26 protein-coding genes are annotated in these 26,667 nt (G+C 67.8%); 18 read left to right on the forward strand and 8 right to left on the reverse strand.

Annotated features, from left to right (window positions below; translation table 11 throughout):
• Positions 1 to 496 precede the first annotated feature (496 nt).
• The 4 genes from KBY88_RS01035 to KBY88_RS01050 are packed head-to-tail and all read left to right on the forward strand — an operon-like array spanning position 497 to position 7,744.
• Positions 497 to 1,861, forward strand: a complete 1,365-nt coding sequence (locus KBY88_RS01035; protein WP_254938031.1) for an AlbA family DNA-binding domain-containing protein — start codon at positions 497 to 499, stop codon at positions 1,859 to 1,861.
• Positions 1,858 to 4,731 (forward strand): type I restriction endonuclease subunit R, encoded by a 2,874-nt coding sequence (locus tag KBY88_RS01040; RefSeq protein WP_254938032.1) that lies wholly within the window; start codon positions 1,858 to 1,860, stop codon positions 4,729 to 4,731. The genes KBY88_RS01035 and KBY88_RS01040 overlap by 4 nt, the downstream gene beginning before the upstream one ends.
• Entirely contained in the window at positions 4,728 to 6,221 is a 1,494-nt protein-coding gene (locus tag KBY88_RS01045; protein ID WP_254938033.1) for a restriction endonuclease subunit S, read from the forward strand. Before KBY88_RS01040 ends, KBY88_RS01045 begins: the two co-directional genes overlap by 4 nt.
• Positions 6,218 to 7,744: a class I SAM-dependent DNA methyltransferase gene (locus tag KBY88_RS01050; protein ID WP_254938034.1), complete on the forward strand. Its 1,527-nt coding sequence runs from the start codon at positions 6,218 to 6,220 to the stop codon at positions 7,742 to 7,744. The genes KBY88_RS01045 and KBY88_RS01050 overlap by 4 nt, the downstream gene beginning before the upstream one ends.
• A 269-nt stretch (positions 7,745 to 8,013) precedes the next feature.
• Here the strand turns inward: KBY88_RS01050 and KBY88_RS01055 are convergent, their stop codons facing one another.
• The 3 genes from KBY88_RS01055 to KBY88_RS01065 are packed head-to-tail and all read right to left on the reverse strand — an operon-like array spanning position 8,014 to position 10,675.
• Complete coding sequence (locus KBY88_RS01055; RefSeq protein ID WP_254938035.1) at positions 8,014 to 8,670, reverse strand: LmeA family phospholipid-binding protein; 657 nt, start codon at positions 8,668 to 8,670, stop codon at positions 8,014 to 8,016.
• The gene (locus KBY88_RS01060) at positions 8,667 to 9,545 is read right to left on the reverse strand and encodes an alpha/beta fold hydrolase (RefSeq protein ID WP_254938036.1); all 879 of its coding nucleotides are present in this window, start codon (positions 9,543 to 9,545) and stop codon (positions 8,667 to 8,669) included. Before KBY88_RS01060 ends, KBY88_RS01055 begins: the two co-directional genes overlap by 4 nt.
• Positions 9,542 to 10,675, reverse strand: coding sequence for an iron-containing alcohol dehydrogenase family protein (locus KBY88_RS01065; protein WP_254938037.1), 1,134 nt, complete (start codon positions 10,673 to 10,675; stop codon positions 9,542 to 9,544). Before KBY88_RS01065 ends, KBY88_RS01060 begins: the two co-directional genes overlap by 4 nt.
• Positions 10,676 to 10,877: 202 nt before the next feature.
• Here KBY88_RS01065 and KBY88_RS01070 point away from each other — a divergent pair, with 202 nt between their 5' ends.
• The 5 genes from KBY88_RS01070 (at position 10,878) to recQ (ending at position 16,215) form a co-directional block, all read left to right on the forward strand.
• Positions 10,878 to 11,717, forward strand: a complete 840-nt coding sequence (locus KBY88_RS01070; protein ID WP_254938038.1) for a class I SAM-dependent methyltransferase — start codon at positions 10,878 to 10,880, stop codon at positions 11,715 to 11,717.
• 157 nt (positions 11,718 to 11,874) lie between these two features.
• The gene (locus tag KBY88_RS01075; RefSeq protein WP_254938039.1) at positions 11,875 to 13,005 is read left to right on the forward strand and encodes a S1C family serine protease; all 1,131 of its coding nucleotides are present in this window, start codon (positions 11,875 to 11,877) and stop codon (positions 13,003 to 13,005) included.
• Positions 13,006 to 13,089: 84 nt separating this feature from the next.
• Positions 13,090 to 13,773: a hypothetical protein gene (locus tag KBY88_RS01080; RefSeq protein ID WP_254938040.1), complete on the forward strand. Its 684-nt coding sequence runs from the start codon at positions 13,090 to 13,092 to the stop codon at positions 13,771 to 13,773.
• Positions 13,774 to 13,780: 7 nt separating this feature from the next.
• The gene (locus tag KBY88_RS01085) at positions 13,781 to 14,386 is read left to right on the forward strand and encodes a DUF938 domain-containing protein (RefSeq protein ID WP_254938041.1); all 606 of its coding nucleotides are present in this window, start codon (positions 13,781 to 13,783) and stop codon (positions 14,384 to 14,386) included.
• Positions 14,383 to 16,215 carry a DNA helicase RecQ gene (gene recQ / locus KBY88_RS01090; RefSeq protein ID WP_254938042.1) on the forward strand — a complete coding sequence of 611 codons (1,833 nt, stop codon included), beginning with the start codon at positions 14,383 to 14,385 and terminating at the stop codon, positions 16,213 to 16,215. Before KBY88_RS01085 ends, recQ begins: the two co-directional genes overlap by 4 nt.
• A gap of 28 nt (positions 16,216 to 16,243) precedes the next feature.
• Here recQ and mscL read toward each other — a convergent pair whose 3' ends face one another.
• The gene (gene mscL / locus KBY88_RS01095) at positions 16,244 to 16,624 is read right to left on the reverse strand and encodes a large conductance mechanosensitive channel protein MscL (RefSeq protein ID WP_254938043.1); all 381 of its coding nucleotides are present in this window, start codon (positions 16,622 to 16,624) and stop codon (positions 16,244 to 16,246) included.
• A gap of 278 nt (positions 16,625 to 16,902) precedes the next feature.
• On the opposite strand from mscL, the gene KBY88_RS01100 reads away from it, so the two are divergent.
• Positions 16,903 to 17,106 carry a hypothetical protein gene (locus KBY88_RS01100; protein ID WP_254938044.1) on the forward strand — a complete coding sequence of 68 codons (204 nt, stop codon included), beginning with the start codon at positions 16,903 to 16,905 and terminating at the stop codon, positions 17,104 to 17,106.
• Between the two features lie 379 nt (positions 17,107 to 17,485).
• Here the strand turns inward: KBY88_RS01100 and KBY88_RS01105 are convergent, their stop codons facing one another.
• Both KBY88_RS01105 and xth read right to left on the reverse strand, forming a co-directional pair.
• Positions 17,486 to 17,782 (reverse strand): hypothetical protein, encoded by a 297-nt coding sequence (locus KBY88_RS01105; RefSeq protein WP_254938045.1) that lies wholly within the window; start codon positions 17,780 to 17,782, stop codon positions 17,486 to 17,488.
• Between the two features lie 424 nt (positions 17,783 to 18,206).
• On the reverse strand, positions 18,207 to 19,043 hold the full coding sequence (gene xth, locus KBY88_RS01110; RefSeq protein WP_254938046.1) for an exodeoxyribonuclease III: 837 nt from the start codon (positions 19,041 to 19,043) through the stop codon (positions 18,207 to 18,209).
• A gap of 103 nt (positions 19,044 to 19,146) precedes the next feature.
• Here xth and KBY88_RS01115 point away from each other — a divergent pair, with 103 nt between their 5' ends.
• Complete coding sequence (locus KBY88_RS01115) at positions 19,147 to 19,443, forward strand: hypothetical protein (protein ID WP_254938047.1); 297 nt, start codon at positions 19,147 to 19,149, stop codon at positions 19,441 to 19,443.
• Here KBY88_RS01115 and KBY88_RS01120 read toward each other — a convergent pair.
• The gene (locus KBY88_RS01120) at positions 19,379 to 20,242 is read right to left on the reverse strand and encodes a tetratricopeptide repeat protein (protein ID WP_254938048.1); all 864 of its coding nucleotides are present in this window, start codon (positions 20,240 to 20,242) and stop codon (positions 19,379 to 19,381) included. The genes KBY88_RS01115 and KBY88_RS01120 overlap by 65 nt on opposite strands.
• Positions 20,243 to 20,325: 83 nt before the next feature.
• Between KBY88_RS01120 and patR the strand changes: the two genes are divergently transcribed.
• The 7 genes from patR to KBY88_RS01155 all read left to right on the forward strand — a co-directional run bounded on the left by patR (position 20,326) and on the right by KBY88_RS01155 (position 26,033).
• A complete protein-coding gene (gene patR, locus KBY88_RS01125) occupies positions 20,326 to 21,129 on the forward strand; it encodes a heterocyst master regulator PatR (protein WP_254938049.1) in 804 nt (267 codons plus the stop codon).
• A 1-nt stretch (position 21,130) separates the two neighbouring features.
• On the forward strand, positions 21,131 to 21,814 hold the full coding sequence (locus KBY88_RS01130; RefSeq protein ID WP_254938050.1) for a hypothetical protein: 684 nt from the start codon (positions 21,131 to 21,133) through the stop codon (positions 21,812 to 21,814).
• Positions 21,811 to 23,028 carry a nickel pincer cofactor biosynthesis protein LarC gene (larC, locus tag KBY88_RS01135; RefSeq protein WP_254938051.1) on the forward strand — a complete coding sequence of 406 codons (1,218 nt, stop codon included), beginning with the start codon at positions 21,811 to 21,813 and terminating at the stop codon, positions 23,026 to 23,028. The genes KBY88_RS01130 and larC overlap by 4 nt, the downstream gene beginning before the upstream one ends.
• The gene (locus KBY88_RS01140) at positions 23,025 to 24,128 is read left to right on the forward strand and encodes a lysylphosphatidylglycerol synthase domain-containing protein (protein ID WP_254938052.1); all 1,104 of its coding nucleotides are present in this window, start codon (positions 23,025 to 23,027) and stop codon (positions 24,126 to 24,128) included. The genes larC and KBY88_RS01140 overlap by 4 nt, the downstream gene beginning before the upstream one ends.
• 53 nt (positions 24,129 to 24,181) lie before the next feature.
• Complete coding sequence (locus KBY88_RS01145) at positions 24,182 to 24,655, forward strand: Fur family transcriptional regulator (RefSeq protein ID WP_254938053.1); 474 nt, start codon at positions 24,182 to 24,184, stop codon at positions 24,653 to 24,655.
• A gap of 479 nt (positions 24,656 to 25,134) precedes the next feature.
• Entirely contained in the window at positions 25,135 to 25,728 is a 594-nt protein-coding gene (locus KBY88_RS01150; RefSeq protein ID WP_254938054.1) for a helix-turn-helix domain-containing protein, read from the forward strand.
• A gap of 68 nt (positions 25,729 to 25,796) precedes the next feature.
• On the forward strand, positions 25,797 to 26,033 hold the full coding sequence (locus KBY88_RS01155; RefSeq protein ID WP_254938055.1) for a hypothetical protein: 237 nt from the start codon (positions 25,797 to 25,799) through the stop codon (positions 26,031 to 26,033).
• On the opposite strand, the gene KBY88_RS01160 is transcribed toward KBY88_RS01155, so the two are convergent.
• Positions 25,990 to 26,610 carry a ferritin gene (locus KBY88_RS01160; RefSeq protein ID WP_396102279.1) on the reverse strand — a complete coding sequence of 207 codons (621 nt, stop codon included), beginning with the start codon at positions 26,608 to 26,610 and terminating at the stop codon, positions 25,990 to 25,992. The two genes, KBY88_RS01155 and KBY88_RS01160, sit on opposite strands and share 44 nt — an antisense overlap.
• Between the last annotated feature and the right edge of the window lie 57 nt (positions 26,611 to 26,667).

The raw sequence follows: 26,667 nt of genomic DNA on the forward strand, positions 1-26,667 counted from the left end.
GCTACAGCGCTCAGGCCAGCACAGGGGAATGGATTGACAACGCCACGGGATGCCTCAAGGCTGTTCTCCAATGACTTGAAGTGGCGCTACCCGCTTTCCCCTCGTCAACTGCAGGGCAGCCAGGACATCCACACGATCAGGGAACTTCTGCACCATCAAAACGTGAGCACGACCATGATCTATATCAATGTTCTCAATTGTGGGCCGTTTGTGTCCGCAACCCGGCAGACATTGTGTGGCGTCATGAACAAGTGGTTCTCGCACCCGAGAATCACGGCCAAGCCTATGGAAATAGATCTGAAACCCATTGCCGCAACTGGGTTTGTGCCTCGAACCCGATGTCCTTGAGCCGTGGTTCTCGGAAAGGGGTGAGCTCTCGGCGATGGTTCTCGGAACCAGCTAATAACAAGTTGGGCTCAGCACCCATGCCCCGCACTCAGAGGGCAGCTCAGATCAATGACAAGACTGGCCGCTTCCGAGTACACTTCTGAGCAGAATGGACCTGCTCGACCTGCTCAAGCGCCCTGAGGGCAAAACGCTTGAGTTCAAGCGTGATCTTTCCTCGCCGGATGGGGCGTTGAAAACGATCGTGGCCTTTGCCAACACGGCCGGCGGCACGCTCCTGATCGGGGTGGAGGATCACAGCCGCAACGTGCGCGGCGTGGCTGAGCCGCTGGATGAGGAGGAGCGCCTCGCCAACCTGATCAGCGACCGGATCAGCCCTCGGCTGGTGCCGGAGCTCGAGATCCTGCCCTGGCGGCAGACGCAGGTGCTGGCCCTGCAGGTGTACCCCAGCCCAAGCCGTCCCCATCACCTGATCCGGGAGGGGCCTGCAGCAGGCGTGTATGTGCGGGTGGGCTCCACCAACCGCCGCGCCGATGCCGAGCTGATCGAGGAGCTGCGGCGTTTCTCCCGGGGCGAGGGCTTCGACGAGCAGCCCTTTCCGGCGCTCGGCTCGGAAGCCCTCGACTTCCGAGCGGCTTCCGAGTCATTCGCACCGTTACGCGACCTCCGCCGCCGCGATCTGGAGACCCTGCGGCTCGTGGGCGACCACCAGGGGAAGACCGTGCCGACCGTGGGCGGCATGATCCTCTTCGGCCATGACCGCGAGCGGCACTTTCCCGATGCCTGGATCCAGGCCGGGCGCTTCGCTGGCAGCGACAAGAGTCGCATCCTCGATCGGATCGAGATCCACTCCTTCCCCGTGCAGGCCGTGGTGCAAGCGATCGCCTTCGTGCAGAAGCATTCCTGGCATGGCGCCACCATCGGCGCGGTACGCCGCAGCGACCGCTGGAGCCTGCCGCCCGAGGCCGTGCGTGAGGCCCTGATCAATGCGGTGGTCCACACCGACTATTCCCAGCGGGGTGCACCGATCCGGCTGTCGATCTTCGATGACCGGCTGGAGATCGAAAATCCCGGCCTGCTGCCCTTCGGCCTCACCGTGGAAGATCTGCCCCATGGGGTGTCCAGGCTGCGCAACCGCGTGATCGGCCGGGTCTTCCAGGCGCTGGGGCTGATCGAGCAATGGGGCAGCGGCATCCAGCGGATGACGGCCGTCTGCCGAGACGCGGGCCTGCCGCCACCGATCTTCGAGGAGATCGCCACTCGCTTTCGCGTCACCATTTCCACCGTCCCCGTGGGCCCAACGGTGGTGGACGCCACCGAGCAGGCGATCCTCGCCAGCCTGAAGGAAGGCCAGGGGTTGGCCACCCGTGAGATTGCGGCCATCATCGGCCTGTCGGCCCGGGCCACGCGCACGCGGCTGGCCCGTCTGATCGATCGCGGACTGGTGCGCGAGATCGGCACCAGCGCCAAGGATCCGCAGCGAAAGTACTTCCTGGCCGAGGGTGGTCCCCCATGAACCTGACGCCCGAACAGAAGGCCCGTGTCGACATCGACGCTGCTCTCGTTGATGCGGGCTGGATCCTGCAGAACCGCGACGCCATCAACCTGGCCGCCGGGCCAGGTGTGGCCGTGCGCGAGGCCAAAATGGCCAGTGGCCATGGCTTCGCCGACTATCTGCTGTTCGTGAATGGCAAGGCGGTGGGAGCGATCGAAGCCAAGCCGGCGGGCCACACCCTCAGCGGCGTGGAGCTCCAGTCCGGCAAGTACGCCGCCGGGCTACCGGCAAGCCTGAATCCGCCAGTGCGGCCGCTGCCGTTCGTGTACATGAGCACGGGCGTGGAGACCCGCTTCATCAACGGCCTCGACCCCGACCCCAGGACCCGCGCGATTTCCGCCAACCTGCCCCACATCCATCGGCCGGAAACGCTGGCCGAATGGATCGGGGCGGAAACGCTCGATGCCTGGGTGAAGCGCCTGCACACGGAAGGCACCGGCCTGTACACCGCCGCCGAAGACACGAAGCCGTCGTCGCTGCGGGGGCGGATCACCACCATGCCGCCCGTTGACCCCGGCACCCTTTACGGCAACCAGATCGAAGCCGTCACCAACCTGGAGCACTCACTCAAGTGCAACCGCCCGCGGGCGCTGATCCAGATGGCCACCGGCTCCGGCAAGACGATCGCCGCCATCACCGCCATCTACCGCCTGATCAAGTACGGCGGCGCCAGGCGGGTGCTCTTCCTGGTGGACCGCAGCAACCTGGCCAAGCAGGCCGAGAAGGAGTTCCAGGGCTACTGGGCGCCGGAGGTGAACCGCAAGTTCACCGAGCTCTACAACGTGCAGCGCCTCAGCTCGAACACGATCATGGACTCGAGCAAGGTGGTGATCGCCACGATCCAGCGGGTGTATTCGATGCTCAAGGGCGAACCTGAGCTCGATCCCACCCTGGAGGAAGGCTCCCAGTTCGAGAGCGGCGCCGAGGCCATCCTGGAGCCGCTGTCGGTGGTGTACAACCCGGCCCTGCCGCTGGAGTTCTTCGATGTGGTGGTGATCGATGAGGTGCATCGCTCGATCTACACCCTGTGGCGGCAAGTGGTGGAGTACTTCGATGCCTTCCTGATCGGCCTCACCGCCACCCCCTCGAAGCAGACCTTCGGCTTCTTCAACAAGAACCTGGTGATGGAGTACGACCACGAGCGGGCCGTGGCCGATGGCGTGAATGTGGACTTCGAGATCTACAAGATCCGCACCCGCATCACCGAGGGTGGCTCCACGGTGGAAGCAGGACCCGACACCATGCTCGGCTTCCGCAACCGCCGCACGCGGGCCCTGCGCTGGCAATCCGCCGAGGACGACCTCACCTACGACCCCAACGAGCTCGACCGCCGCGTGGTGGCGAAGGACCAGATCCGCACGATCATCCGCACCTTCCGCGACCGGTTGCCGGTGGACCTCTTCCCGGGACGCAAGGAGGTGCCGAAAACCCTGATCTTCGCCAAGGATGACAGCCACGCCGAAGACATTGTGGAGATCATCCGCGACGAATTCGGCCGCGGCAATTCCTTCTGCCAGAAGATCACCTACCGCGTGACGGACGCCAAACCCGAGGATCTGATCCAGGCCTTCCGCAACCAATACGAGCCCCGCATCGCCGTGACGGTGGACATGGTGGCCACGGGCACGGACATCAAGCCGATCGAGATCGTGATGTTCCTGCGGGCGGTCAAGAGCCGGCTGCTGTTCGAGCAGATGAAGGGGCGCGGCGTGCGCATCATCGATCCCAACGACCTGCGCGCCGTGAGCGGCGAAGAAGCCATCGCCAAAACCCACTTCGTGATCGTGGATTGCGTGGGCATCACCGAAACACCGCTCACCGACAGCCAGCCGCTGGAGCGCAAGCGCACGGTGAGTCTCCAGACGCTGCTGGAGCACGTGGCCATGGGCGGCACCGATGAGGCGGTGCTCTCCTCGCTGGCCAGTCGTCTGGCCCGATTGGACCGGCAGTGCGGCCCCGAAGAACAGGCCCGGGTGGCGGAAGCATCTGGCGGGCCGCGTCTCCACGACCTCTGCCGCGCGATCGTTTCCGGGCTTGACCCCGACCGCCAGATCGCAGAGGCCCGCAGCGTTTTCGAGGTTCCCGAGGGCTCCGAGCCGATGGAACAACAGGTGGGCCACGCTGCCGAGGCTTTGCTGAAGCGTGCCGTCGAGCCCCTGGCCACGAAGCCGGAGCTGCGCACCCTGCTGGTGGAGCTCAAGCGGGAGCTGGAGCAGGTGATCGATGAGGTGTCGGTGGATGAGCTGCTGGAGGCCGGTGCCAGCGTGGAGGCACGGGAGAAGGCCCGTGCGCTCGTGACCGATTTCGAGCAGTTCATCGCGGCCAACAAAGACGAGATCGATGCCCTGCAGTTCTTCTACGCCCAGCCCTACGGCAAGCGGCTGTCGTTCAACGACATCAAGGCCCTGGCCGAGGCGATCAAGGCACCGCCCCGCTCCTGGACGCCCGAGCGGCTCTGGCGGGCCTACGAACTGCTGGAACGCGACAAGGTTCGAGGTGCTTCCGGCCAGCGGCTGCTCACGGATATGGTGTCGCTGCTTCGCTTCGCCACCCACAAGGATGGGGAGCTGGTGCCCTATGGAGTGCAGGTGCGCGAGCGTTTTGAGAATTGGCTGGCCCAGCAAGGCAACCGGGGGCGACCGTTCAGCCTGGAGCAAGTCAACTGGCTGGAGATGATGCGCGACCACATCGCCACCAGCCTGGAAATCCAGCTCGATGATCTCGACTATGCGCCGTTTGCGGAAGCCGGAGGTCTGGGCAAAGCAGTGCAGGTGTTTGGATCGGGGTTGCGTGAGGTGATCGGAGAGCTGAATGAGGTGTTGGCAGCGTGAGTGCTTATCCATCAATTTCCATGCCTTTGCACTGGGCCGAAGCCGCCTTTGATGATCTATTCAGGAATGTGACAAGCTCTTCCCGGAAACTACCTGCTGGCAGTTATCTGACCTCTGGAACTTTCCCGGTTATTGACCAAGGAGAGCGTTACATCGGAGGCTTCACAAACGACGCAGGCCTTGTTCACGAAGGGGCTTTACCTGCGATCGTGTTTGGCGACCACACACGTTGCATCAAGTATGTGAGCCGGCCATTTGTGCAAGGCGCAGATGGCGTAAAAGTACTTTGCCCATCAACAAGTATTAATCCAAGATTCTGCTATTGGGCACTAATTCAAGCTGATATCCCAAGCAAGGGATACGCACGGCACTTCGCTATTCTCCGAGCTTTGCGCCTGCCACTAGCCCCTCTGCGTGAGCAGAACCGCATCGTCGAAGCCATTGAGAGCTGCCTCACCCGGCTCGACGACGCCATGGCGACCTTGGAGCGGGTGCAACGCAACCTGAAGCGTTACCGCGCCTCGGTGCTCAAGGCCGCCGTCGAAGGGCGACTGGTGCCCACCGAGGCCGAACTGGCCCGCGCGGAGGGCCGTGAGTACGAACCCGCCTCGGTGCTGCTGGAGCGCATCCGCGCCGAGCGCCGCCGCCGCTGGGAAGAAGCCGAGCTGGCGAAGCTGAAGGCCAAAGGGAAGGTGCCCAAGAACGACACGTGGAAGGCAAAGTACGTGGAGCCGGCCGGGCCGGATACGAGCGAGCTGCCTGAGTTGCCGGAGGGGTGGTGTTGGAGCAGTTTGGGAGAACTCTTTGACATCCGGGTTGGAGCGACACCCTCGCGCGCCAAGCCTGAATTCTGGAACGGGGGTATCCCATGGGTAAGCAGCAGTGAGGTGTCCTTCTGTCGAATTACTTGTACACGTGAGACCATCTCTGAAGAGGGGCTTCGGCATTCATCAACCCAGCTGAACCCACCTGGTTCAGTGCTATTGGGCATGATTGGGGAGGGGAAGACGCGCGGGCAGGCTGCAATTCTGAATATTCCTGCTTGCAATAATCAGAATTCGGCTGCCATCTGGGTCAGCACATCAGGCCTTCCTCCTGAATATGTCTACTACTTCCTCGTTGGGGAATACGAAGTAACTCGCGGGCGAGGATCGGGTAACAACCAGCCAGCGCTGAATAAGAGCCGAGTCCAGGCAATCCCAATTCCACTTCCGCCACTCGCGGAGTCTCACCGAATTGTCCGGGAAATTGATAGGCACGAATCAGTCATCAATTCTCTTGAAGAGTCTTCTCAGCTGTCTCATGCCCGCTGCATCCGCCTCCGCCAATCCATCCTCAAGTGGGCCTTCGAAGGCCGCCTCGTCGACCAGGACCCCAGTGACGAACCCGCCCAGGTTCTGCTGGAGCGCATCCGGGCCAAAAGCGCAGCAGGCAATGGCAGGAAGCAACCTCGCCCCCGCCGTGTGAACACCAGGACTGCAAACGCATGACCGACGCCGCCAATCGCATCGTCCAGAAACTCTGGTCCTACTGCCACGTCCTTCGCGATGACGGACTTTCGTATCAGGACTACCTGGAGCAGCTCACCTTCCTGCTGTTCCTCAAGATGGCCGATGAGCGCGCTCAGCTCACCGGCGAGGAGCAGCCGATCCCCGAAGGCCACCGCTGGGCGGACCTGGCTGCGCCGCAGATGGAGGGCGTGGAACTGGAGCAGCTCTACCGCCGCACCCTCAGCGTTCTTGGCAAGGAGGGCGGGATGCTCGGCCTGATCTTCGAGAAGGCCCAGAACAAGATCCAGGATCCGGCTCGCCTTCGCCAGCTGGTGGTGGAGCTGATCGGCAAGGAGAACTGGTCGGCGATGTCGGCCGATGTGAAGGGCGACGCCTACGAAGGTCTGCTGGAGCGCAACGCCCAGGACACCAAGAGCGGCGCCGGCCAGTACTTCACGCCCCGGCCCCTGATCGATGGCATCGTCGCCTGCGTGCGCCCCCAGCCCGGCGAGGTGATCGCCGATCCCGCCTGCGGCACCGGCGGCTTCCTGCTTTCCGCCTACGAGTTCGTGCAGCACAACCACCAGCTCGATCGCGACCAGAAGCGCCACCTGCGCTTCGAGGCGCTGCGCGGCACCGAGCTGGTGCCCAACGTGGCCCGCCTTTGCGGCATGAACCTCTACCTGCACGGCATCGGCCCCGACGGCGATCACCAGCATGCTGTGCCGATCCGCACCGACGACGCCCTCCGCGATGAGCCGAGCAGCCGCGTCGATGTGGTGATCACCAACCCGCCCTTCGGCAAGAAGTCGTCGATCACGATCGTCAACGACGACGGCGAATCCGATCGCCAGTCGCTCACTTACAACCGACCGGACTTCTGGACCACCACCTCCAACAAGCAGCTCAACTTCGTACAGCACATCAAGTCGCTGCTCAGGATCCACGGCCGCGCTGCCGTGGTGCTGCCCGACAACGTGCTGTTCGAGGGGGGCGCCGGCGAAACTGTGCGCCGCAACCTGCTCAAGGAGTGCGAGGTGCACACTCTGCTGCGCCTGCCCACCGGCATCTTCTACGCCCAGGGCGTGAAGGCCAACGTGCTGTTCTTCGATCGCCGGCCCGGTGCCGATACTGCCTGGACCAAGACGCTGTGGGTGTACGACCTGCGCACCAACAAGCACTTCACCCTCAAGACCAAGCGCATGGTCCGCGCCGATCTCGATGAGTTCGTGGCCTGCTACATGCCAGGCGATCGCCACAACCGCGAAGCCACCTGGAGTGAAGCCAACCCCGAAGGCCGCTGGCGTTCCTTCAGCTACGAGGAGATCCTCGCCCGCGACAAAGTCAGCCTCGATCTCTTCTGGCTCCGCGACGAGAGCCTGGAGGATTCGGCCAACCTCCCAGAGCCCCATGTGCTGGCCCAGGAAATCGCCGACGATCTTCGTTCGGCTCTGGCACAAATTGAAGATGTACTTGGTGACCTGGAGCAGCGGGTGGAGGTCAGCGAACTGGAGGAGGTGTAAGCGAGGGTTGGGAGCCCAACCTCCAGATGCAGAAGCCGGGAGCAACGGTTAGTTCACCCGTACAGGATTACCTCCCGCTTCTGATCTGGAGCGTTCACAAGTCATGAGCCACCCGTTCAAATGTCTGGCTGTAGCGCAATCACCGTGATCGAGCAGGCATCTTGAATCTCCCGCCAGCGCGCGGCTGCAATCCCCAGCCGCGCTGCGGAACCGGATGGTGGAGCTGTCGCGCTTGGAACAAAGATCTAGAACCGGCTCTCCTCATTCCTTCAGGGCAACACCCTCGCCTCGCCCTCCAGCTCGAGGTTGCCCTTGCTCAAGCGGGCTTCATCGATGCGAATCGATGGATCCATGGGCAGGCGGGCCACCGCACTCCCCTCGATCGCTCTGATCTCGACACTGCCGTTCACCGCTTCCGGCCGGGCCTGGAGCTCCAGGGGCTCCTGACCCGAAGCCTCCCGGGCGTCAGAGCGGGCCACCATCAACACGAATACATCGTCGGCGATGCGCAGGCTCCCCAGGGGCGAGCGCCCCAGCAACTGCTCCGCCAGCAGGTCCCCCAGCCACCCCCAGGGGGGGCTGGTGAGCGAGCGGTTCAGACCTTCGCCGCTGAAGGCCACAACGCCCCTGATCTGAAAGGGCTCATGGAGCTGCAGGCCCTGGCCCTTGAGCAGGCCGCCCATCTGCACGCGGATCGGGGTGCTGGTGAGCTCCACCCGCTCGAACACCAACTGCTGATAGACGACCCCCTGGGCCACCAGGCTCACCCCCTCCAGGCGACCGCGCAGGAGTTGGAAGGCGCTGCCGTGGAGCTGCAGCTCGAGCCCATCGACGGCCTGGCATTGCTGGCGGATCCAGAGCTGCAGGCCGCTGGCCAGCAGCTGCAACACGGGGCTGGAGCGGAAGTTGTCATGGCCTGTGCTCATCGCTGTTCAGCAGCCCCCGCCCAGGTCTCGGCCACCCGCTGGGGCTGATCGAGGTGGGGCAGGTGGCCGCAATCCTCCAACTCCCGCAGGCGCTCCCCCAGCAACGCCTGGGCGGCGCGCTTCTGGGCCGGCCGCAGGATGCGGTCGTTGGCGCCCCAGAGCACCTGCAGCGGCTGGGGGGGCAGGGGATCGCCGCAACCGGCGAAGCCGCCGCTGCGGGCAAAGCGGCCCAGGGCCATCCCCCAGCCGGGCACCGCGAGGGGCAACGAGGCGATCTGCTCCTCGGCGGGCCCCACACTGCTGGCGGGGTCGGCGAAGGCGGTGCGCACCAGGCCCCGGCGCACGCCGGGAAGGGCGAGAAAGCGCACCCCCAACAGATCCAGCAAGGGCGGCAGCGGCTTCGGCCGGCCGGTGAGCCCGGCGGGGGCCAGCAGCAGCAGGCGTTCGATGCGCTCGGGTTGTCGTCGGGCCAGCTCCACCGCCACCGATCCGCCCATGGAGGCGCCGATCAGACCCATTGGGTCCGGGGAGATCCGCTCGGCGATGGCCGCCAGCAGGGCCTCCAGGTGGGCCAGCACCCCGGCCGGGTTGTAGGAGCCCTCGCTGGGCCGGGGGCAGAAACCGAAGCCGTAGAGGTCGGGGATCACCAGGGTGGAACGGGCCGCCAGCAGGGGCGCCAGGCGCCGGAACTCCAGCAGCGAGCTGTCGAAGCCATGGAGCAGCAGCAGGGGCGGCCCCTGCCCCAGCAGCGCCACCGGCCAGCGACCCTCCAGCCCCGCCAGCTCCCACCACTGCACCGCGGCGGCCAGGGCCCGCCCCTGGGGGTCGATCAGGCTGCGGGCAGCCTCGGCCAGCAGCGCCTCTCCAGCGCTCAAGTCGCGAGCTCGCGCTGGTGCGTGGGGCAGGCGTCGGCGCTCACCAGGGCCCCGAGCAGATCAGCTGGGGTGACCGGGAAGGGCAGGTGGTGGAGGTCGGAGTGGGGCAGGCAGGCGAAGGCGCAGACCGCCTGCAGATCACTCAAGGGGGCCGAGGCGAGGCCCAGATCGGCGAGGGTCACGGGCAGGCCGAGGGTGCGGAAGAAGCCCAGCAGCTGACGGCGGGCCTGGGCCGCCAGCTGGTTGCCGGCGAGCTGCTCCTCCAGGCGCAGCTGCACGAGGATCCCGAAGCCCACCTTTTCGCCGTGGAGCCGGCCGTGGGTGGCCTCCAGCTGGGTGAGGCCGTTGTGGACCGCATGGGCGGCCACCGTGCGGCAACGGGCGCCACCGAGGCCGCCGATCAGACCCGCGGTGAGGCCACTGGCCTCCGCCACCCGGACCCAGGCCTCACCGCCGGGTTCCGCCAGGGCCGCCTCCCCTTCAAGCAGGAGCTGATCGCGCAGCACCCGCGCCATCTGCACCGCCTGCTGGATCAGGCCGTCGCCGCTGTTGCCGCTGCTCACCTGGGCCTCGTACCACTTGGCCATCGCATCGGCCAGGCCGCTGGCCAGGGTGCGCACGGGCGCCTGGCGCACCAGGCCGTGGTCGAACACCAGCAGCTCCGGGCAGCGATCAAGGGCCACATCGCCCTCGAAGGCACCGGCTGGGGAATAGAGGTTGGCCAGGGCCGTCCAACCGGCGCAGGTGGCGGCGCTGGTGGGCACGGTGAGGCAGGGGAGGCCCAGCCGCTGGGCCAGCAACTTGCCGGCATCGAGCACCTTGCCGCCACCGGCGGCCAGCACCGCATCCACGGCGCGGCCAGCGCGGGCTGCAGCGGTGAGCTCCGCCTGCAGTCGCCCCAGATCCTGCTCGCAGCAGTCGAACTGCAGCTCACCATCAATCGGATCGAGGCCCTGATCGCGCAGATCGGACGCCAACCGCTGGCGCAGTTCGGCGGTGGCGGCGCTGCGACCGAGCAGCAACGGACGGCGGCAAAGGCCGGCGATCAGCGGCAGGGCCTCGGCCCAGGCCCCCTCCCCCCGCAGCACCCGGGCCGGGGCGATCTGGTGCTGGCTGACGGGGCTGGTCATGCCTTGAGTTTAAAAGTCGCGCCCCTTCCCTCGCTTGGCCGTCCTGGGGGGAACCTTGAGCCCGCGTTGATCAGGAAGCCATTGAGGGTCACCGTGAAGGCTGGGGAGAGCGGTTCGGCGCGCCGCCAAGGAGGGCTTGGAGACAGGTCCCATGCGGTGCCGATCTCTAGCCTGAAAACAAGGCACGGCCAGGCTTGTTCGCATGAACGACGCTGATCTCAAGCAGTCCATCGCGTCCTACGGGGCCCGTGATCTTGGGGAACGAAAATCGTGGTACTCGGCAGCGGCCCAGGTGTACGAACGTGCACGTCCGGCCTATCCCCAGGAGCTGATCGAGCAGGTCATCAAGGTCGCCGGACTGACCCGCTACTCCAGAATCCTTGAGGTGGGATGTGGACCGGCAACCGCCACCCTTGGCTTGGCTCCCTTGGGGTGCCCGATGGTGTGCCTGGAGCCCAACCCAAACTTTGCTGCGGCAGCCCGTCGACGTTGTGAGGCCTACCCCTCGATCGAAATCGTCGAGTCGGCCTTTGAGGAATGGACCCTGGATGGACAAGCCTTCGATGCTGTGCTGGCGGCCAGTTCATTTCATTGGGTGACGCTAGAGGTGGCCTACCGCAAGGCCTCTTCAGCACTGAACGAACGCGGACATCTGATCTTGTTGTGGAACATGGAACTTCAGCCCTCAAAGGCCACCCATGAACTCCTGCTGGAGGCCTACGAGCTGCATGCTCCCGAGCTGATCCGCCATGAAACCAGGGCTGAGCAGCAGCAGGTTCTCAGCGTGCTGGCGCAACTCGCCCTGGAATCGGACCTGTTCGGCAACCTGCAGGAGGGGTCGGTTGAAACCCAGCTCACCTGCTCGGCGGATCAGTACCTGGATTCCTTGGCCACCTACTCCCCCTATCTCCGGTTGGACCCCGAGCGTCGATCAGCGCTGTTCGCGGAGTTACACAGGATCATCGACAAGCTGCCTGGGGGGCAGATCGCCTTGTCGTACCTCTCGGCGTTTCAGATCACCCAGAAACGGCCATCGACCTGATCATCGCCCCGCCGGCGCGCCGGTTCATGACCAGATCAGACCGGAGGCCTGCCTGGAAAGATCCGGTCACCGTTTGGGGGCAGCGCCCCGCCGACAGGAGCAAAGCCAAGCCATAGAAAGGATCCAGGCCAGCTTCCCTTCCCGGCCCCCCAGGACCATGCCCCCCTCCCCGTTGGCCTCCCGCCCCCGCTGGCGCGCCAGCCTCGCCCTCTCCGGTGTGGCCCTGGCCCTGGGCGGCTGCGGCATGGTGCAGGCCACCGCCCTGGCGCCCAGGTTGCAGCCGCCCCTGGCGGTGGGCGCCGCCGGCCGCTGCACCAACGGCAACCGCAACGCCGAGCAGATCTTCAGCGCTTCCAAAAATGGCGTCGCCGTGGTGCGCACCGAACGGGGCCTCGGCAGCGCCTTCGTGGTCGCCCAGCAGAACAGCACCACCTACCTGGTCACCAACGCCCACGTGGTGGAAGGCAGCGACGGGGTGAACCTCAAGTGGGTGGACGGCCGCAGCGACGGAGCCCAGGTGGTGGCCCGGGGTGGCGGTGGCTCCCCCACCAACGACCTGGCCCTGCTGGCGGTGCAGGGCACCCGCGGCCAGGTGCTCAAGCTGAACGATCGGCCCTCCGCCGTGGGCCAGGAGGTGTTCGTGATCGGGGCGCCCAAGGGGCTGGAGTTCAGCCTCAGCCGCGGCGTCGTCAGCAGCCTGCGGGATCGCGACGGCATCCTGCAGATCGATGCCGCGATCAACCCGGGCAATTCCGGCGGCCCGGTGCTCGACGCCCGCAACTGCGTCGCCGGCATCGCCACGTTCAAATACAACGACAGTGAGGGGCTCAACTTCGCCGTCTCCGCGGCGGCGGTGCGCGATTTCCTCAGGCGTTTGCCCGCCGCTGGCGAAGGGCCAGCGGGAGGCAGTGACGACACGGCCCGGGTTCCCTATCCAGAAGCGCGCCCCAGCGGCCCCCCCAGCGCTCCGGAGGGTGAAGCACCTGGCGGCACCAACCTCTGTGTGTACCGCCGCAGCGACCAATCTGAACCCGAGCGCATCCCCTGCCGTCTCAGCCGCCTGCAGAACGACAACGGCCAGACCATCTATGACCTCGCCTGGGCCGACGGCTCCCGGAACGCCTATGCCTTCTTTGCGAGTGGCAAGGTGCTGATCCAGGCCAACGACGGCCAGGGCGGTGCCGGCAGCGACGAGGGCCGCTTCCAGGTGGGGGCCTCCGGGGTGGCGATCCGCAGCAGCCCCGGCAACCTTGCCTTCATCCCCGGCCTGAACCCTGTCCTCAACTGAACGGGATCCCGCCCCCGGTGGGGGCGCCATGGGCTCCCGCAGGGGCCGCCCACTACGCTGCCCTCGACACAGTTGGGCCACAGGGTGCTGAAGGGCGAAGTGAACCGGGCAGAGGAACTCAAGGAACTGGGCTGGCCGGTCGAAGAGGTGCGGCGCTACGCGGAGCTTTGGGAGTACCGCCAGCGCTGGGGGGCGATCAATCTCGAGCCGGAAGACCGGGTTTTCCTGCGCCAGGCGGAAGCCGCCCTGCCGAAGCTGGCCACGGGGAAGGGCTCGGCCCGCAAGAGCTTCCGAGATAAATCGCACGTGCGCTGGCTTGCTTTCCATCTGGAGGCCTTCAAGGCCGCCGAAGCGGAGCTGGGCTTGGCCAGTGGTGAGCTGGGCGCCTGGCGGATCGTGCTCGAAGAGGAGCTCCGGGCCCTGGCCTACGACCAACCGGTGCTGGGGCTCCCCGACACCCTCAAGGCCAAGGCGCTCATTCCCTTGCGCAACACCTGGGCAGCGGAAGCCGCCGCCAGCGGTCGGGTGCTCAGCATCGATTTCAACGCCCCCTTGGAGGCCCTCAGGGCCAGGGAGAAGACCAGCTGGAAGCCCCTGCGCGGCGAAGAAGCCGCCAGTGCCAGCGATTACCCCGTGCTGGAGGGCGAGGCCGCCGCCATCTTCCGCGCCCAGGTGCGCCAGGCGGTGATCGCCCAGATCCGCAGCACCTTCCCGTCCTTGAAGGACACTGACAAGCCCCTGCCCCCCGACGACTGGCAGCCGGCCTGAAGTAGCGGTGTTCTCGCCCGCCTGTGAGCGCAACAAGGGGCCCATCCTTGGGATGTTGAGCCGTTGGCTGCCGCCCCAGGCCTCGGTGCTCGAAGTGGGCTCGGGCACGGGCCAGCACGCCCAGCATTTCTGCGCCTCAATCGACGGCCTGCGTTGGCAACCGACGGAATTGCCGTCCAACATCGAGTTGCTGCGCTTTTTGCTGCTACAGGCCCCCCAGCCGGAAGGATTGCTGGAGCCCCTCGCCCTGGACGTGCGCGTGCAGCCCTGGCCGAAGGGTCCCTTCGAAGCGGTGTTCTCAGCCAACACGGCGCACATCATGCCCTGGGAGGCGGTGCTGGCTCTGCTGGCCGGTGCGGCGGGGGTGCTGGCGCCCGAGGGCCTGTTGTTCCTCTATGGCCCCTTCAGCGAGGGGGGCGTCCACAGCGCTGCCAGCAACGCCGCCTTTGACGCCGAGCTGCGGGCCCGCGATCCGTCCATGGGGGTTCGTGATGCCCAGGTGATCCAGGCCGAGGCCGCCCGGGTGGGTCTCAGCCTGAGCGAACGCCTGGATCTGCCCGCCAACAACCAACTGCTGATCTTCCGGAACGGCGTGGGCATGCTTGAGCGATGAGCGAATCATCCTTGCGCGAGCCGGCGGCTGTGCTGAGGGAGGTGTTCGGCTACGGCGCCTTCCGCGGCCCCCAGGAAGCGATCGTTGACCATGTGCTGGCAGGGGGCTCGGCCCTCGTGCTGATGCCCACGGGGGGCGGCAAATCCCTCTGTTATCAGATCCCCGCCCTCTGCCGGGCCGGCACGGGCGTGGTGATCTCGCCCCTGATCGCCCTGATGCAGGACCAGGTGGAGGCGCTGCGCCAGGCCGGGGTGCGCGCCGCCGCCCTCAACTCCGCCCAGGGCCCCGCCGAGGGCGCCGCCAGCTGGCGGGCCCTGCGCGCCGGCGAGCTGGACCTGCTTTACCTTTCCCCCGAACGCCTGCTTTCGGGCGACACCCTCGAGCGGCTGGGGGAGCTGCCGATCGCCCTGTTCGCCATCGATGAGGCCCATTGCGTGTCCCAGTGGGGGCACGATTTCCGGCCCGAATACCTGCAGCTGGCCCAGCTGGCGGAACGCTTCCCGGCGGTGCCGCGGCTGGCGCTCACCGCCACGGCCGATCCGCGCACCCGCGAGGAGATCCGCCAGCGGCTGGCGCTGGAGAGCGGCCGGGTGTTCAGCGCCAGCTTCGATCGGCCCAACATCCGCTACCTGCTGCGCGACAAGGACGACCCAAGCCGCCAGTTGCTGGCCTTCCTTGAGGGTCAAAGGGGCGAGGCGGGGATCGTCTACGCCCGCTCCCGCAGCCGGGTGGAGAGCCTGGCCCAGGCCCTGCGGGCGGCGGGCTTCGACGCCCTGGCCTATCACGCGGGCCTGGACAACGACGTGCGCGCCCAGGTGCTGCGGCGCTTCCGCCAGGAGAGCGCCGTGGTGGTGGTGGCCACGGTGGCCTTCGGCATGGGCATCGACAAGCCCGATGTGCGCTTCGTCGCCCATGTGGACCTGCCCAAGAGCCTGGAGGCCTACTACCAGGAGACCGGCCGGGGCGGGCGCGACGGGCTGGCGGCCACCGCCTGGATGGTGCACGGGGCGGGGGATCTGCCCCAGCTGCGCCGCTTCATCGACGACTCCGCCGCTGAGCCGGAGCAGAAGCGGATCGAGCACGGCAAGCTCGATGCCCTGGTGGCCTTCACCGAGGCGGCGGGCTGCCGGCGCCAGGTGCTGCTGGCCCACTTCGGTGAGGCGCTGGCGGAGCCCTGCGGCAACTGTGACCGCTGCCTGGAACCCGACCGCTCCACAGATGGCACCGAGGCCGCCCGCAAGGCACTTTCAGCCGTCTACCGCACGGGCAGCCGCTTCGGGGCCGCCCATCTGGTGGATGTGCTGCTGGGGGCCGACACCGCCCGCATCCGGGAGCTGGCTCACCAGCAGCTGAGCGTCTATGGGATCGGCAAGGAGCTCGACAGGGGCCAGTGGCGCAGCCTGTTTCGGCAGCTGGTGGCCCGGGGGGTGCTGGAGAGCGACCCGGAGGCCCGCGGCGGCCTGCGCTTCGGCGCCGATGCGCTGGTGCGGCCGCTGCTGCGGGGGGAGAGCCGCTTTGCGGTGCACCTGCCTCCCCCCCGGCAGGAGCAGCGCCGCCAGGGACCCAGCGGCAGCGAGCGCGCCCGGGCGGGCGACACGGAGCTGGATCGCGAAGGCGAAGCCCTGCTGGCGGCCCTCAAGGAATGGCGGCGGGACCAGGCCCGCAGCCAGGGGGTGCCCCCCTACGTGGTGTTCCACGACCGCACCCTGGTGGAGGTGGCGGCACTCCGGCCCGCCAGCACCGGCGAACTGGCCCAGGTGAGCGGCGTGGGGGCCGCCAAACTGGAGCGTTACGGCGAAGCCGTCCTGGCGGTGATCAGCAGGCGCTGAGCCGCCCGAACCACAGGGGCCCAGGCCCTCAGAGGGCGCGGCGGTCGAGGGCCTCGGCCAGGCGCGTGGCGGCGGCCGCCAGGTCGGCCTGGGGATCGGGGGCAGCAACGGCCTCCTCCTTACGGCGCAGGCGCTCGATCGAGCGCACGATCAGAAAGACCACGAAGGCGATCACCACGAAGTTGATCAGCGCCACGATCACGGCGCCGGCGGGCCAGGCGGCGATCGAGGCCACGTTGGCGGCCTTGAGGGCGGGGGCCAGCAGCGAGGTCATCACCAGGCTGACCACCGCATCCACCACCTTGCCGAAGGCTCCGCCGATGACCACGGCCACCGCCAGGTCGACCACGTTTCCCTGGTTGATGAAGGCCTGGAAATCGCGAAGGAAGGAGCTGCGGCGGGGTGCCATGGATCAAACGAAAGCAATCGAAAACCCTATCGCCCCATGAACAGGGTTCAGCCGCTGAAGCAAGGCCTGCCCAGGGCCCCGAGGATCGAATCGACCAGCGAGGTTCGCGGCACCCCTGCGTTCCCTGTCGAGGCGCTCCGCTGGGCCCTGAGCCTGCTGTCATCTCTGCCGGTGGCCGCACTGCTCCCTGGCGCTGGGATGACGGCGCAGACCCGGCGTGGGCCCACGGCGCTTCAGATCCTGGCGCCGGTGCTCCCCTGGTCGGTGCGATCCCGCCCGTGGTGCTGGTCCCCGTGGTGGTCGTGCTGATGATCTGCTCGATCGCCAGCGGGCAGCTGCACATGCTCAGCCCGTTCACCGCCCTGGTCTCTTGCCTGGAGCCGCCGTTGGCAGCCCAGGCCCGTGAGTTCATTCAGCCTGGGGTGGGGCTGTTGGTGATCGCCCCAGCGCGGCGCTGGCTGCTCGGGCGCAAGGCCCAGTGACGCCGGGACAACCGCGGCCCCATGGGACAAGGTCTGCCAGCGGAATCGCAGACGCGAGAAGAACTCCAGCGCAGCTGCCGCCCCGTGGGCCACCCCGGAGACCATCCCCCGCCAGCGTGCCCCGGGCATGGGCCCCGAGACGGGTCCACCCGCACCGCTGAGTTGCCAGGCTGCGAGGAGGCGCCCTCCCCTTGGCTTGGGCATGCTGCGGCACTCCTTGTGGACCCGCTCCACAGCTTCCATGCGGTCCACGGCTTGGGACCGTCGTTCGTCGGAGCGTGTGATGGACGTCTCTGTGGCCGATCCCCTGAGCAGGGGGTCTACGGGGTGGATCGGCCACCCGTCACCGGAAACGCTGCAGCGCCTGCAAACGTCCTCCCTACGGCGCGGTTCCGGAGATCGTCCCGCAGGCCGAGAGCATCACCTGCCCGGTGCCATCGAGCTGCAGAACGGCCGCCTCCTTGGGGGCGAGGGGAGGGCCGGGCTGGAGGTCCTGGGTCGCGGGGGGGGGGGGGCCACCCCAGGCCCCGGGCGGCGGACGGCGGCAGGTGTTGGCGGCTCCAGCGCATGGCCGCCTGGAATCCGGCGCTGCCGGCGATGGGAACCCCCGGATCGCCATCAAGCGCACCACCTGGCGGGCCTCTGCGGAGAGGCTGCCCGATGCACGGAAGGCCACCGTGCTGGGCGTTGCTGATCCGTGCGCTGGCCTTGTTCAACCAACAGGGCATGAGCTGCCGCCGAGTGTCCAGCGCTGATGGCTCCGCCCACCGCTCCAAGCCGGGGCGGCAGGCGTGTGGGGGCGTTCAGATCACACCCAGTTCAACCATTCGGGCCCGCTGTGAACCAACGGCCAGGCGGAGCGCGAGGGCCTTCAGCTGACTTGATCTCCAGCCCACAATGCTTGCCGAGCGGGCCCAAGCATGGGCACCGCCCTGGCAGGTCGCACCCCCTTCCAGCCGCTCAGCCTGCTGTGGGCTACGGAATGGGTGGATGGGACAGCACACCTGGGCCCGCCCAAGCGGTGACGTGATCGAGGTCACAGCTCTGCGCTTCCCCCTGGGCCGAATCCTGCGCTCAACCGACCTGGATCGCCGAGGTGATCAGAAGCTCTCGTAACCGCCTTCCTCGTGTTCCTCCTCCTCCGGCAGCTGCAGATTCACCACCACCGGGGCATGGTCGCTGGGCTTCTCGTTGCCGCGCACCCCCTTGTGGATCACGCAGCCCGTGGCCCACACCAGCAGATCTTCCGAGAGGTAAATGTGATCGATCCGCCAGCCCCGATCCCGGTCCCAGGCGCCGCTTCGGTAGTCCCACCAGCTCCAGTGGCCGCTCTCAGCCTCGAAGACCCGGAACACATCGCTTAGGCGTCCTCCCAAGGCCTTTGTGAGCGCCCCCCGTTCGGCCTCGCTGGCCATGATCCCGCCGGTGAGCCGCTTGGGATCATGGAGATCGCGCCCTTCGAGGGCAATGTTGAAATCTCCCACCAGGCAGAGGGGATCGCCTTCCTGCTCCTGGGCCTCCAGGTAGCGCTGCAGGCAGCCCAGCCAGCGCAACTTGTAGGCGTACTTGTCGGAGCTGAGCGACGAGCCGTTGGGCACATAGACGTTGAGTACGCGCACCCCTTCGATGCGGGCGCTGATCACGCGTTTTTGCTCCCCCAGCTCTTCGGCTTCGGCGTCATCCGGCAACAGGGCGGCCAAGCCGATGCGCACGTCTTCGAGCGGGTGAAGGCTGAGGATGGCCACGCCGTTGTAGGCCTTCTGGCCGCTGATCACCAACTCGTAGCCCAGTGCCGTGAAGGCGTTGGCCGGGAAGTTGCCGTCCTCCACCTTCGTCTCCTGGAGGCAGAGCACGTCGGGGCGTTCCTGCCGCAGCCAATCCAATAGCTGGTCGAGGCGGCTGCGCACCGAGTTCACATTCCAGGTGGCGATGCGCATGTGGTGCGTCCACGTCTCGATCGGGGCCCTCTAGCATCGTTCCATCTCGAGGGCAGGGGCGATGGGGCGCAGAGGCATGGGTCGTTGTTCGACTTGGGCCCCCTTGCTGGGTCTTGGAGCCCTGGGCGCTCTTACCTCCGCTCTGCCGGTGTGGGCCGACAACCCGTACTCCAGCAAGTCAAACCAGGAACAGCAATTCCTCGACTACGGCCCCACCAACGGCAATTCCAAGGGAATCCTCGATGTCAAGAACCCTGGTGATCTGATCAACACTCTTCGCCGCTCTTCGGCCATGGACAACGCCACACCCCCCGGCGATGCCGTGGATCAGGCGCTCAGGGCACTGGAACTGCAGAAGACCCCGCCACCGGTTTCGGGGACACAGCTGAAGGGACCCTGAGGACCCGCAGGGGCGCTAATCCCCAGTCGGTGGCCACCTGATCGAGCCGTGGGTCGTCCTTGTCTGGGCTGCGCTCCCGGGCCTTTGCCAGGGCCGTCTGGGCCGCCTTGGTGTCACCCGCCTCCTGCTTGAGCAAGGCCAACGCCAGCAGCGGCCGTGGATCCCTGGGATGGTCAATGGCCAGTTTCAGGTAGAGCGCTTCAGCGGGACCTGCTTGCTTTTGGCGCTGGAGCAGATCCGCGAGCAGCAGCCCCAGCGGCAGCGCGTTGGCCGAGGGGGGGGCGGTGTTGGCCCTGAGGAAGGCAGCCTGGAGCTGCGCTTGGGCCTCGCCGCTGCGTCCCTGTTCCATCTGAAGCAAGGTGCGGAGTTGCAGGGCCTCGATTCGATCGGGTGAAAGGTTGAGGATCTGCCGCACCTCCCGCTCGGCCCCGGTCCGGTCGTTCTGGTCCCGCCGCAGTTCCGCCAGCAGCAGCCGCAGGGGCCAGCGCTCCGGGTTCTGGTCCGCCAGCCGCTCCAGAAGCTTCGTGGCCTCAGCCTTCTGCTCGAGGGCCAGCAGGAGTTGCAACAGCCGCTCCTTTTCCGCTTCGCTGGCCCGTCCCTGGTCGACGGAACGCTGAAGCTGCTGGGCCTGGCGCTGCAGGGCGATCTGGTTGGGCAAGGGCCCCCCTGCCCCCGCTGAGCGTTGGCCGAGCCACCATCCCCCGGCCAGGCATAGCCCCGCCAAGGTCGCGATCAGCAACCCCAACCGCAGGCTGAGGCGCGATCCGGTGCCGGAGCCGGGGGGCGTGCGCGGGGCCATGGGAAGGGTGTGGCTGGGCGCCAGTCTGGGGCAAGGGAGCAGGACTACATTGGCGATTGGGCCAAGGGTTGCCCCCAGAGACCATGCGTCAGCATCCGATTTCCCCGGTCACCGAACCGCTTCAATACCGGGCCATCGGCGTGGTGCGGGGACGCTATGTCCCTGACGACGCCGGGCAGCTCACCCGCGGCCACATTCACACCGAGGACGGCACGGTGATCGAAGCCGTGGTGCTGGGGCGCGTGCTGAACCTGATGCGTCGCCACCTGGATTTGGCCACACCCCATCTGTGGGTCGTCTATCCCCGCTTCCGCGAAACCGACTTTCTGCACCTGCAGATGGTGGGGGTTTGGGAGCCGAGCACCCTGGCGACGAACTCAGATGGCGCCGAAACCACCGACGGAACTCCCGCCAGCGCACCCACCGCCAGTGAAGCCTCGGCCGAGGGGGCGACCCCACCGGAGCCCCAGCGCTCCGACGCCCTGCCCGAGGGCGATGACTACTTTTCCGTGCGCGGCGAGCTGATCTACACCCGTCCGGAAAGCGCCGATCTGGTGATCAAGGTGCGTCAGATGCCCCGCCCCGACGGCAGTCGGCCCACACCGTTCAAGCTGCAGCTCAAGGGCACGGTGCCCATGGAGCACCTGCGCCATTTCGTCTCCCTCGATGTGCGCCGCACGGGCCAGCAGCTCCACATGGAGCGCTTCGAGGTGATTGCCCCGATGCCCCAGCGGGGCAACCGCGGCGGCAAGGCCAGGGGCAAGGGCCAGGGCGACCGCGGTCCCTCCCGCGACGGAGCCCGTAAGACCTCCCCCCGCAGCGGTCCCGCCACGGGTGGTCCCGCCACCGGTCCCCACCGCAACGCGATCATCCGACCGGGCCGCTGAGATGGGGCTTCGGCCGACCGGCGCTCCATCCGTCACCGACGACGGTCCGGCCCTGCGGGCGGGGATGGTGGTGGGGGGCGTCACGGTGGCGGCGTTGCTGGGGCCTTTTGTTGGCCTCGGCGCGGCACCGGTCGCCCTCGGGACGGCAGCCGCCCTGGGTGCCCTCAGCCTCGATGCCGCCCGCTTCGGCGGCCTGGGCGGCCACCTGTTGGCCGAAGCCCTGCCCGGCGGTCGGGCCCGCCTGCGGCGCATTGCCCTCCATGAGGCCGCCCATGCCCTGGTGGCCAGCGAAAACGGCCTGACCGTGAAGCAGGTGCTGGTGGGGAGCCTGGCCTGCCTGCGGGCGGGCCTGCGCTGCAACGGGAGCACCGCCTTCGAACTGCCAGCGGCGGTCAAGCTCCAAGCTGAGGATCTGCGCCGTTGGAGTCGCATGCTCCAGGCCGGCATGGTCGCCGAAGAGCTGCACTTCGGCCGTGCCCTCGGCGGCGCTGACGACCGGGTCCTGCTCGGGCGGCTGTGGGGACTTTCAGGCCACGATGTGGACACCGCCCAGCGGGAGCAGCGGCGCGCCCGCCGCGAGGTGGAACAGTGGCTGCGACGGGAGACCGGCCGCCTGGAGGCCGAGGCCGAACGGCTGCTGGCGCGTGCCCCCACGCTGCTGCGCCCGATGACCCCAGCCCGATGACCCTGGCCTATGTCGATTGCCCCACCGGCCTGGCGGGGGACATGCTGCTGGCGGCGCTGTTCGATCTGGGGCTGCCCCGGGAGCGGGTGGAGGAGCCCCTTGCTCAGGTGGGCCTGGCCGGGGGGTACCGCCTGCAGTGGCAGGAGGGCCGCAGCGGCGGTCTTCGAGGTCTCACGGTGCATGTTGAAGCGCTGGAGCCGCAGCCTCTCCATCGCCCCTGGAGCGCGATCCGGACCTTGCTGGAAACCAGCCCCCTCGAGGGGGCCCTGCGCGAGCGGGTGGTGGCGGTGTTCCAGTGGCTGGCGGAGGCGGAGGGGGCGGTTCATGGCCTTCCGCCCGAGCAGGTTCATTTCCATGAGGTGGGCGCCATCGATGCCCTGGTGGATGTGGTCGGGGTCTGCGCCGGTCTGCTCCATTTCGGCGTTGATGAGCTCATCTGTGCGCCACCGCCCGCTGGCCATGGCACCGTGCGCACGGCCCACGGCCCGCTGCCCCTGCCAGCCCCGGCGGTGCTGGAACTGGCCGTCCGCGCCGCCGTCCCCCTAGCCAGCAGCGCGGGCTTCCCCCCTGGAGAACTCACCACCCCAACGGGCCTGGCCCTGATGGTCACCTGGGCGAGCCGCTTCGCCCAGGCCCCCGCCCTGGTGCCCCAGCGGGTGGGCATGGGTCTGGGGACGCGCACCCTCGATCGCCCCAACCTGCTGAGGCTCTGGCTTGCCCCGTCCAGCCCCCAGCAGGGGGGCCCAGGGCTTGAAGCCGGCGAGATCCTCGAACCCCTGCTCCTGCAGCAGGCCCAGGTGGATGACGCCAGCCCCGAGGACCTGGCCTTCCTGATGGAGGAGCTGCGCGGGGCGGGGGGCCTGGAGGTGTTCAGCCAGCCGATCGCCATGAAAAAGGGCCGCCCGGCGGCGTTGATCAGCGTGCTCGTGGCCCCTGAGCGCGCCGGCACCCTGCGACGGGTCTGGTGGACCCACAGCAGCAGCCTGGGGGTGCGCGAGCAGCTCCAGCAGCGCTGGAGCCTGCCCCGGAGCAGCCGCAGCCTCGCGACGCCTTGGGGCCCCGTGCGCATCAAGGAGGCGCACAGCCCGACAGGCCGTCGAACCATGAAGCCGGAGTACGAGGATCTGGCAGCCCTCGCCCGCCGCCATGGGCTCCCACTGCACCAGTTGCGCGCGGCGGTTCAGGCGGCCTGGGCCAGCGAGGAGAGGCCATGACAGAACCACAAGCCCATCCCCTCCAGCGGGCGATCGGTGCCATCCGTGGCCGCCTCGCCCACTGGCGGCAGGGGGCGCTCGGACTGGTCGGTCGTCTTCGCTGGCCGAAGCTGCCTCCCCTGCCCGGCGGCGGCCGGCTCTGGGTGGGTCTGGCCAGCGTCGGCTTCGTGCTCGCTGCGCTGCTCAACAACGGCCGTCAACTGGCCCTGCTCTCCCTCGATGGCCAGGGCTCGGCCTGGCTGCTGCTTGGTGTGGGGGTGAGCCTGCTGAGCCTGGTGGTCAATGCTCTGGCCTGGGCGACTGGCTTGCGTTGGCTGGGCCTGAACCCAGCCTGGGGGGCCACCGTGCTGCTGTTTTTGAGCAGCAACCTGCGCAAGTACCTTCCCGGCGGCATCTGGCACCTGGTGGAGCGCATCCAGGTGTTGCGCGCTGGAGGTGTCGTCACGGCCAGCCCCCTTTCGGCCCAGCGGGCGGTGCTGGCGGTACTGCTCGATCCCGTTCTGATGGCCGCCGCCGCCCTGGCCCTGGTGCCCGTGGGTCTGTGGCCCCTGCAGGGAGCGGACCGATGGGCACTGCTGGCCCTGGTGCCGCTGCTGGCCTTGGTGCCGCGCTGGTTCCAGCCCCTGCTGGGCGTTTTGGAGCGCCGGCGGCTGGCCCAGCTGCGGGCGCGACTCCCCCAGGATGCGGCCCTGGGGGCTGAACAGATCTCGGGTGCCGTCGCACCCCCGCTTCCGGGCTATCCCCTGGGGCCCCTGCTGGCGGAGTTGCTGTTTGTGCTGCTGCGCTTCGGCGGCTTCGCCTGCTGCGTCGTGGCCTTCGATCAACAGCTTTCCCTGGGCTGGGGCCACTGGTTGGCGGGCTTCGCCCTGGCCTGGACCGCTGGCCTGGTGGTGCCCGGGGCGCCGGGGGGGCTGGGGGTGTTCGAGGCCACCCTGCTGCTGCGCCTGGGGATGGAGCTGCCTGAAGCGCCCCTCTTGGCGGTGGCGCTCAGTTACCGCCTGGTGACGGTGGCTGCGGATCTCCTGGCGGCGGGTACGGCCCGGCTCGATCAACGCTGGTGGGCGCAGACCCGAGTGCCCCATCGCCAGTCGGGACCCTGACTCCCATGCCCTGGGTCCTGCACCTTGATCGCAATTAGCCGTACTCTTGAGAAATGCCTGCCATCCCGGGCGCCGGCCCGCCGCCGCCGGACCAAGCCCTGCGCTCCAACCTGCACGACCGCGGGCAGCGGCTCACCCCCCAGCTGCAGCGCGTGCTGGAGTTGTTCGAACGCATTGGTGAAGGCAGCCATCTGAGCGCCGAAGAGGTGCATCAGCGCTTGATCCGCTCCGATGGCCGCGTTTCTTTGGCCACCGTCTACCGCACCCTGCGGTTGCTGAGTTCCCTAGGGCTGCTGCAGGAGTTGGAGTTGCCCGAAGGTGGCCGTCGATTCGAGTTGGCGGGCGACGCCCACCGCGACCACCATCATCTGGTTTGTGTGCGCTGCGGCCGCACCGAGGAATTCGAAAGCACCTCCGTGATCAGCGCCGGCGAGCAGGCGGCCCTGGCCCATGGTTTCCGGCTGCTTGAGTGCGTGCTCAACGTGCGCGGGCTCTGCCCTTCCTGCGCTGTGGCGGAGCGGGATTGAGCAGAGGCTTCTGGAGGGTGGCGGGCAGCTGGAGTTGTTGCTCGGCCCAGTGGGCGGCGAGCGCGGTCAGAAGGCTCGAGCGGTCTCCATGCAGACGAACCATGGCATGTAGGGAAAATACGGTTTCAAGCCTGGGGTGAGTCCTGGCCTGGGTCGCGTCTGATCGCACCGCCCCAGGCCCCCGAGGGCACAACTGCAGCGCCCGGAGGTTACAGACCTGGCATCGGGTGACCTCGGCTCGGCGGGCTGGCGGCATGGGCGCCTGGAGCGGGTGCGACCAGGGGATGATCCCTGTCGGCGGCGGCCCCACCTGGCTGGGGCCCAGCGGTCCGGCGACGACTCGGCACCTCAGCCGCCAGGCGAGCGCTGCCTCGCCCCGAAGAACTTGCTATTGAGAATCGCTTGCAATTTGGAGCGCGCTTGTTTAGGTTGAGAGTCATTCGCAACAGCGCCTCCGCGGGGGGCGCCTGCCCCCGCCGATGAGTTTCCGATTCCTCCCCGATCAGCCTCTCCATCCCGTGCGCATGCCGGTGGGGCAGACAGTCCTGCTGGATCCCACCCTGCGCCCCGGGGGGCGCTGCATCGAGGTGATCGAGGGTGTGGCGCGGGTCTACTGCCCCTGCGAAGAGACTGAGGGCATGACGATCGCGTTCCTGCAGAGCGGTGATCAGCTCCGCACCGATCGCCTCTGCAGTGAGGGCGTCTGCGTCGAGGCGCTCACCCCCCTGGTCTTCCGCAGCGACGCCGAGCCCCTGGCTGTCGGCGGTTTCGACCCGGTCAACGAGTGGACCCTGCAACTTCTGCGCATCCGCCACCTGGGTTCGGCCGACCAGCGCCTCCAGGCCCTGCTGGCCCTGCTGGTGAACCGCCTGGGGCGCCGCTGCGGCGCCTGGTGCGAGCTGCCGTTCCGGCTCACCCACGAGCGCATCGGTGAACTGATCGGCACCACCCGGGTCACCAGCACCCGGCTGATCTCCCGCATACGTCAGGCCCGGTTGCTGGAGGCCCCCGCCGGAGAATGCGGCCTGCGGCTGGCACCGGCGCTGGTGGACTCCGCCCCCCTGGCGGCCTGATGACTCCATTGCGGCCCCCATCGGCGCCTCAGCCGTCACAGAGCCTGGTCGGAAGCCTTTGCGGGGCCATGGGGGCCCTGCGCTGCCGTGGCGGGCAGATCCATGCCCAGCTGCAACGCTGTCAGGACGCCGGATTGCGGGAGCGCCTCGGTCGGGAGTTCGCCGACCTGCAAGGGCGGCGGCGGGAGCTCCAGGGCCGGGTTCGTGTGCTGCAACGCAGCGGGCTCAAGGATTCCCTGGCCCTGGCTTTCCTCGCGGAGATCAGCCGCCGACCGCTGATCCCGGCTGGGGCGATTCGTTCCTGAGTTCAGCATCAAGAATCAGCAGGGGGGCCGGTTGCCCCTGGCTGAAGCGAATCCGCCCGAGCAGATGGGCGGTCTGGTCTTCGGCGGCGATCTGTCGGTGCACGATGGGATCGAGGAACACCGTGGTGCGCACATCCCCGGCCCGCTCGGCCCCTTCGTAGAGCTGCTGCAGGGAGGTGGTCACATCGGTCTCCAGTTGAAAGGCCGTCGCGAAGATGTCCAGGGGCGATGACCAGTTCTGGCGGGGGGCCGGCAACGGGGCCAGTTGCACGGTCTGCCCCCTGGCCACGAGGTAATCGGCGAACTCGGTGGCGTGTTGTTGTTCTCCCAGGGATTCCTGGTGCAGGTACTGGGCGAACCCCCGCAGGTCCCGTTCGTCAAACCAGATCGCCATGGCCCAGTAGGTGGCGCTGGCCCGTCGTTCCAGGTTCATGTGTTCCTGAAGGCCCGCCAGAAGAACGTTGTCGAGGGCCTGCGCCATGGCCCGCCCGGCTGGGCCGGTGGCCACTTGGGCGCTGGGCTCGCCGCTGATCAGTTCGGCTGCGGTCGCGGCATGGAGCGGGTCGGTGGTCGCCATCCGTAGGGGCCCCGGGAGGTTGAAGCCTAGGGGGAAGGCGAGAGTCCAGTGGTGTGC

The organism is Cyanobium sp. Morenito 9A2 (assembly GCF_024345575.1).
Classification (GTDB): domain Bacteria; phylum Cyanobacteriota; class Cyanobacteriia; order PCC-6307; family Cyanobiaceae; genus ATX-6F1.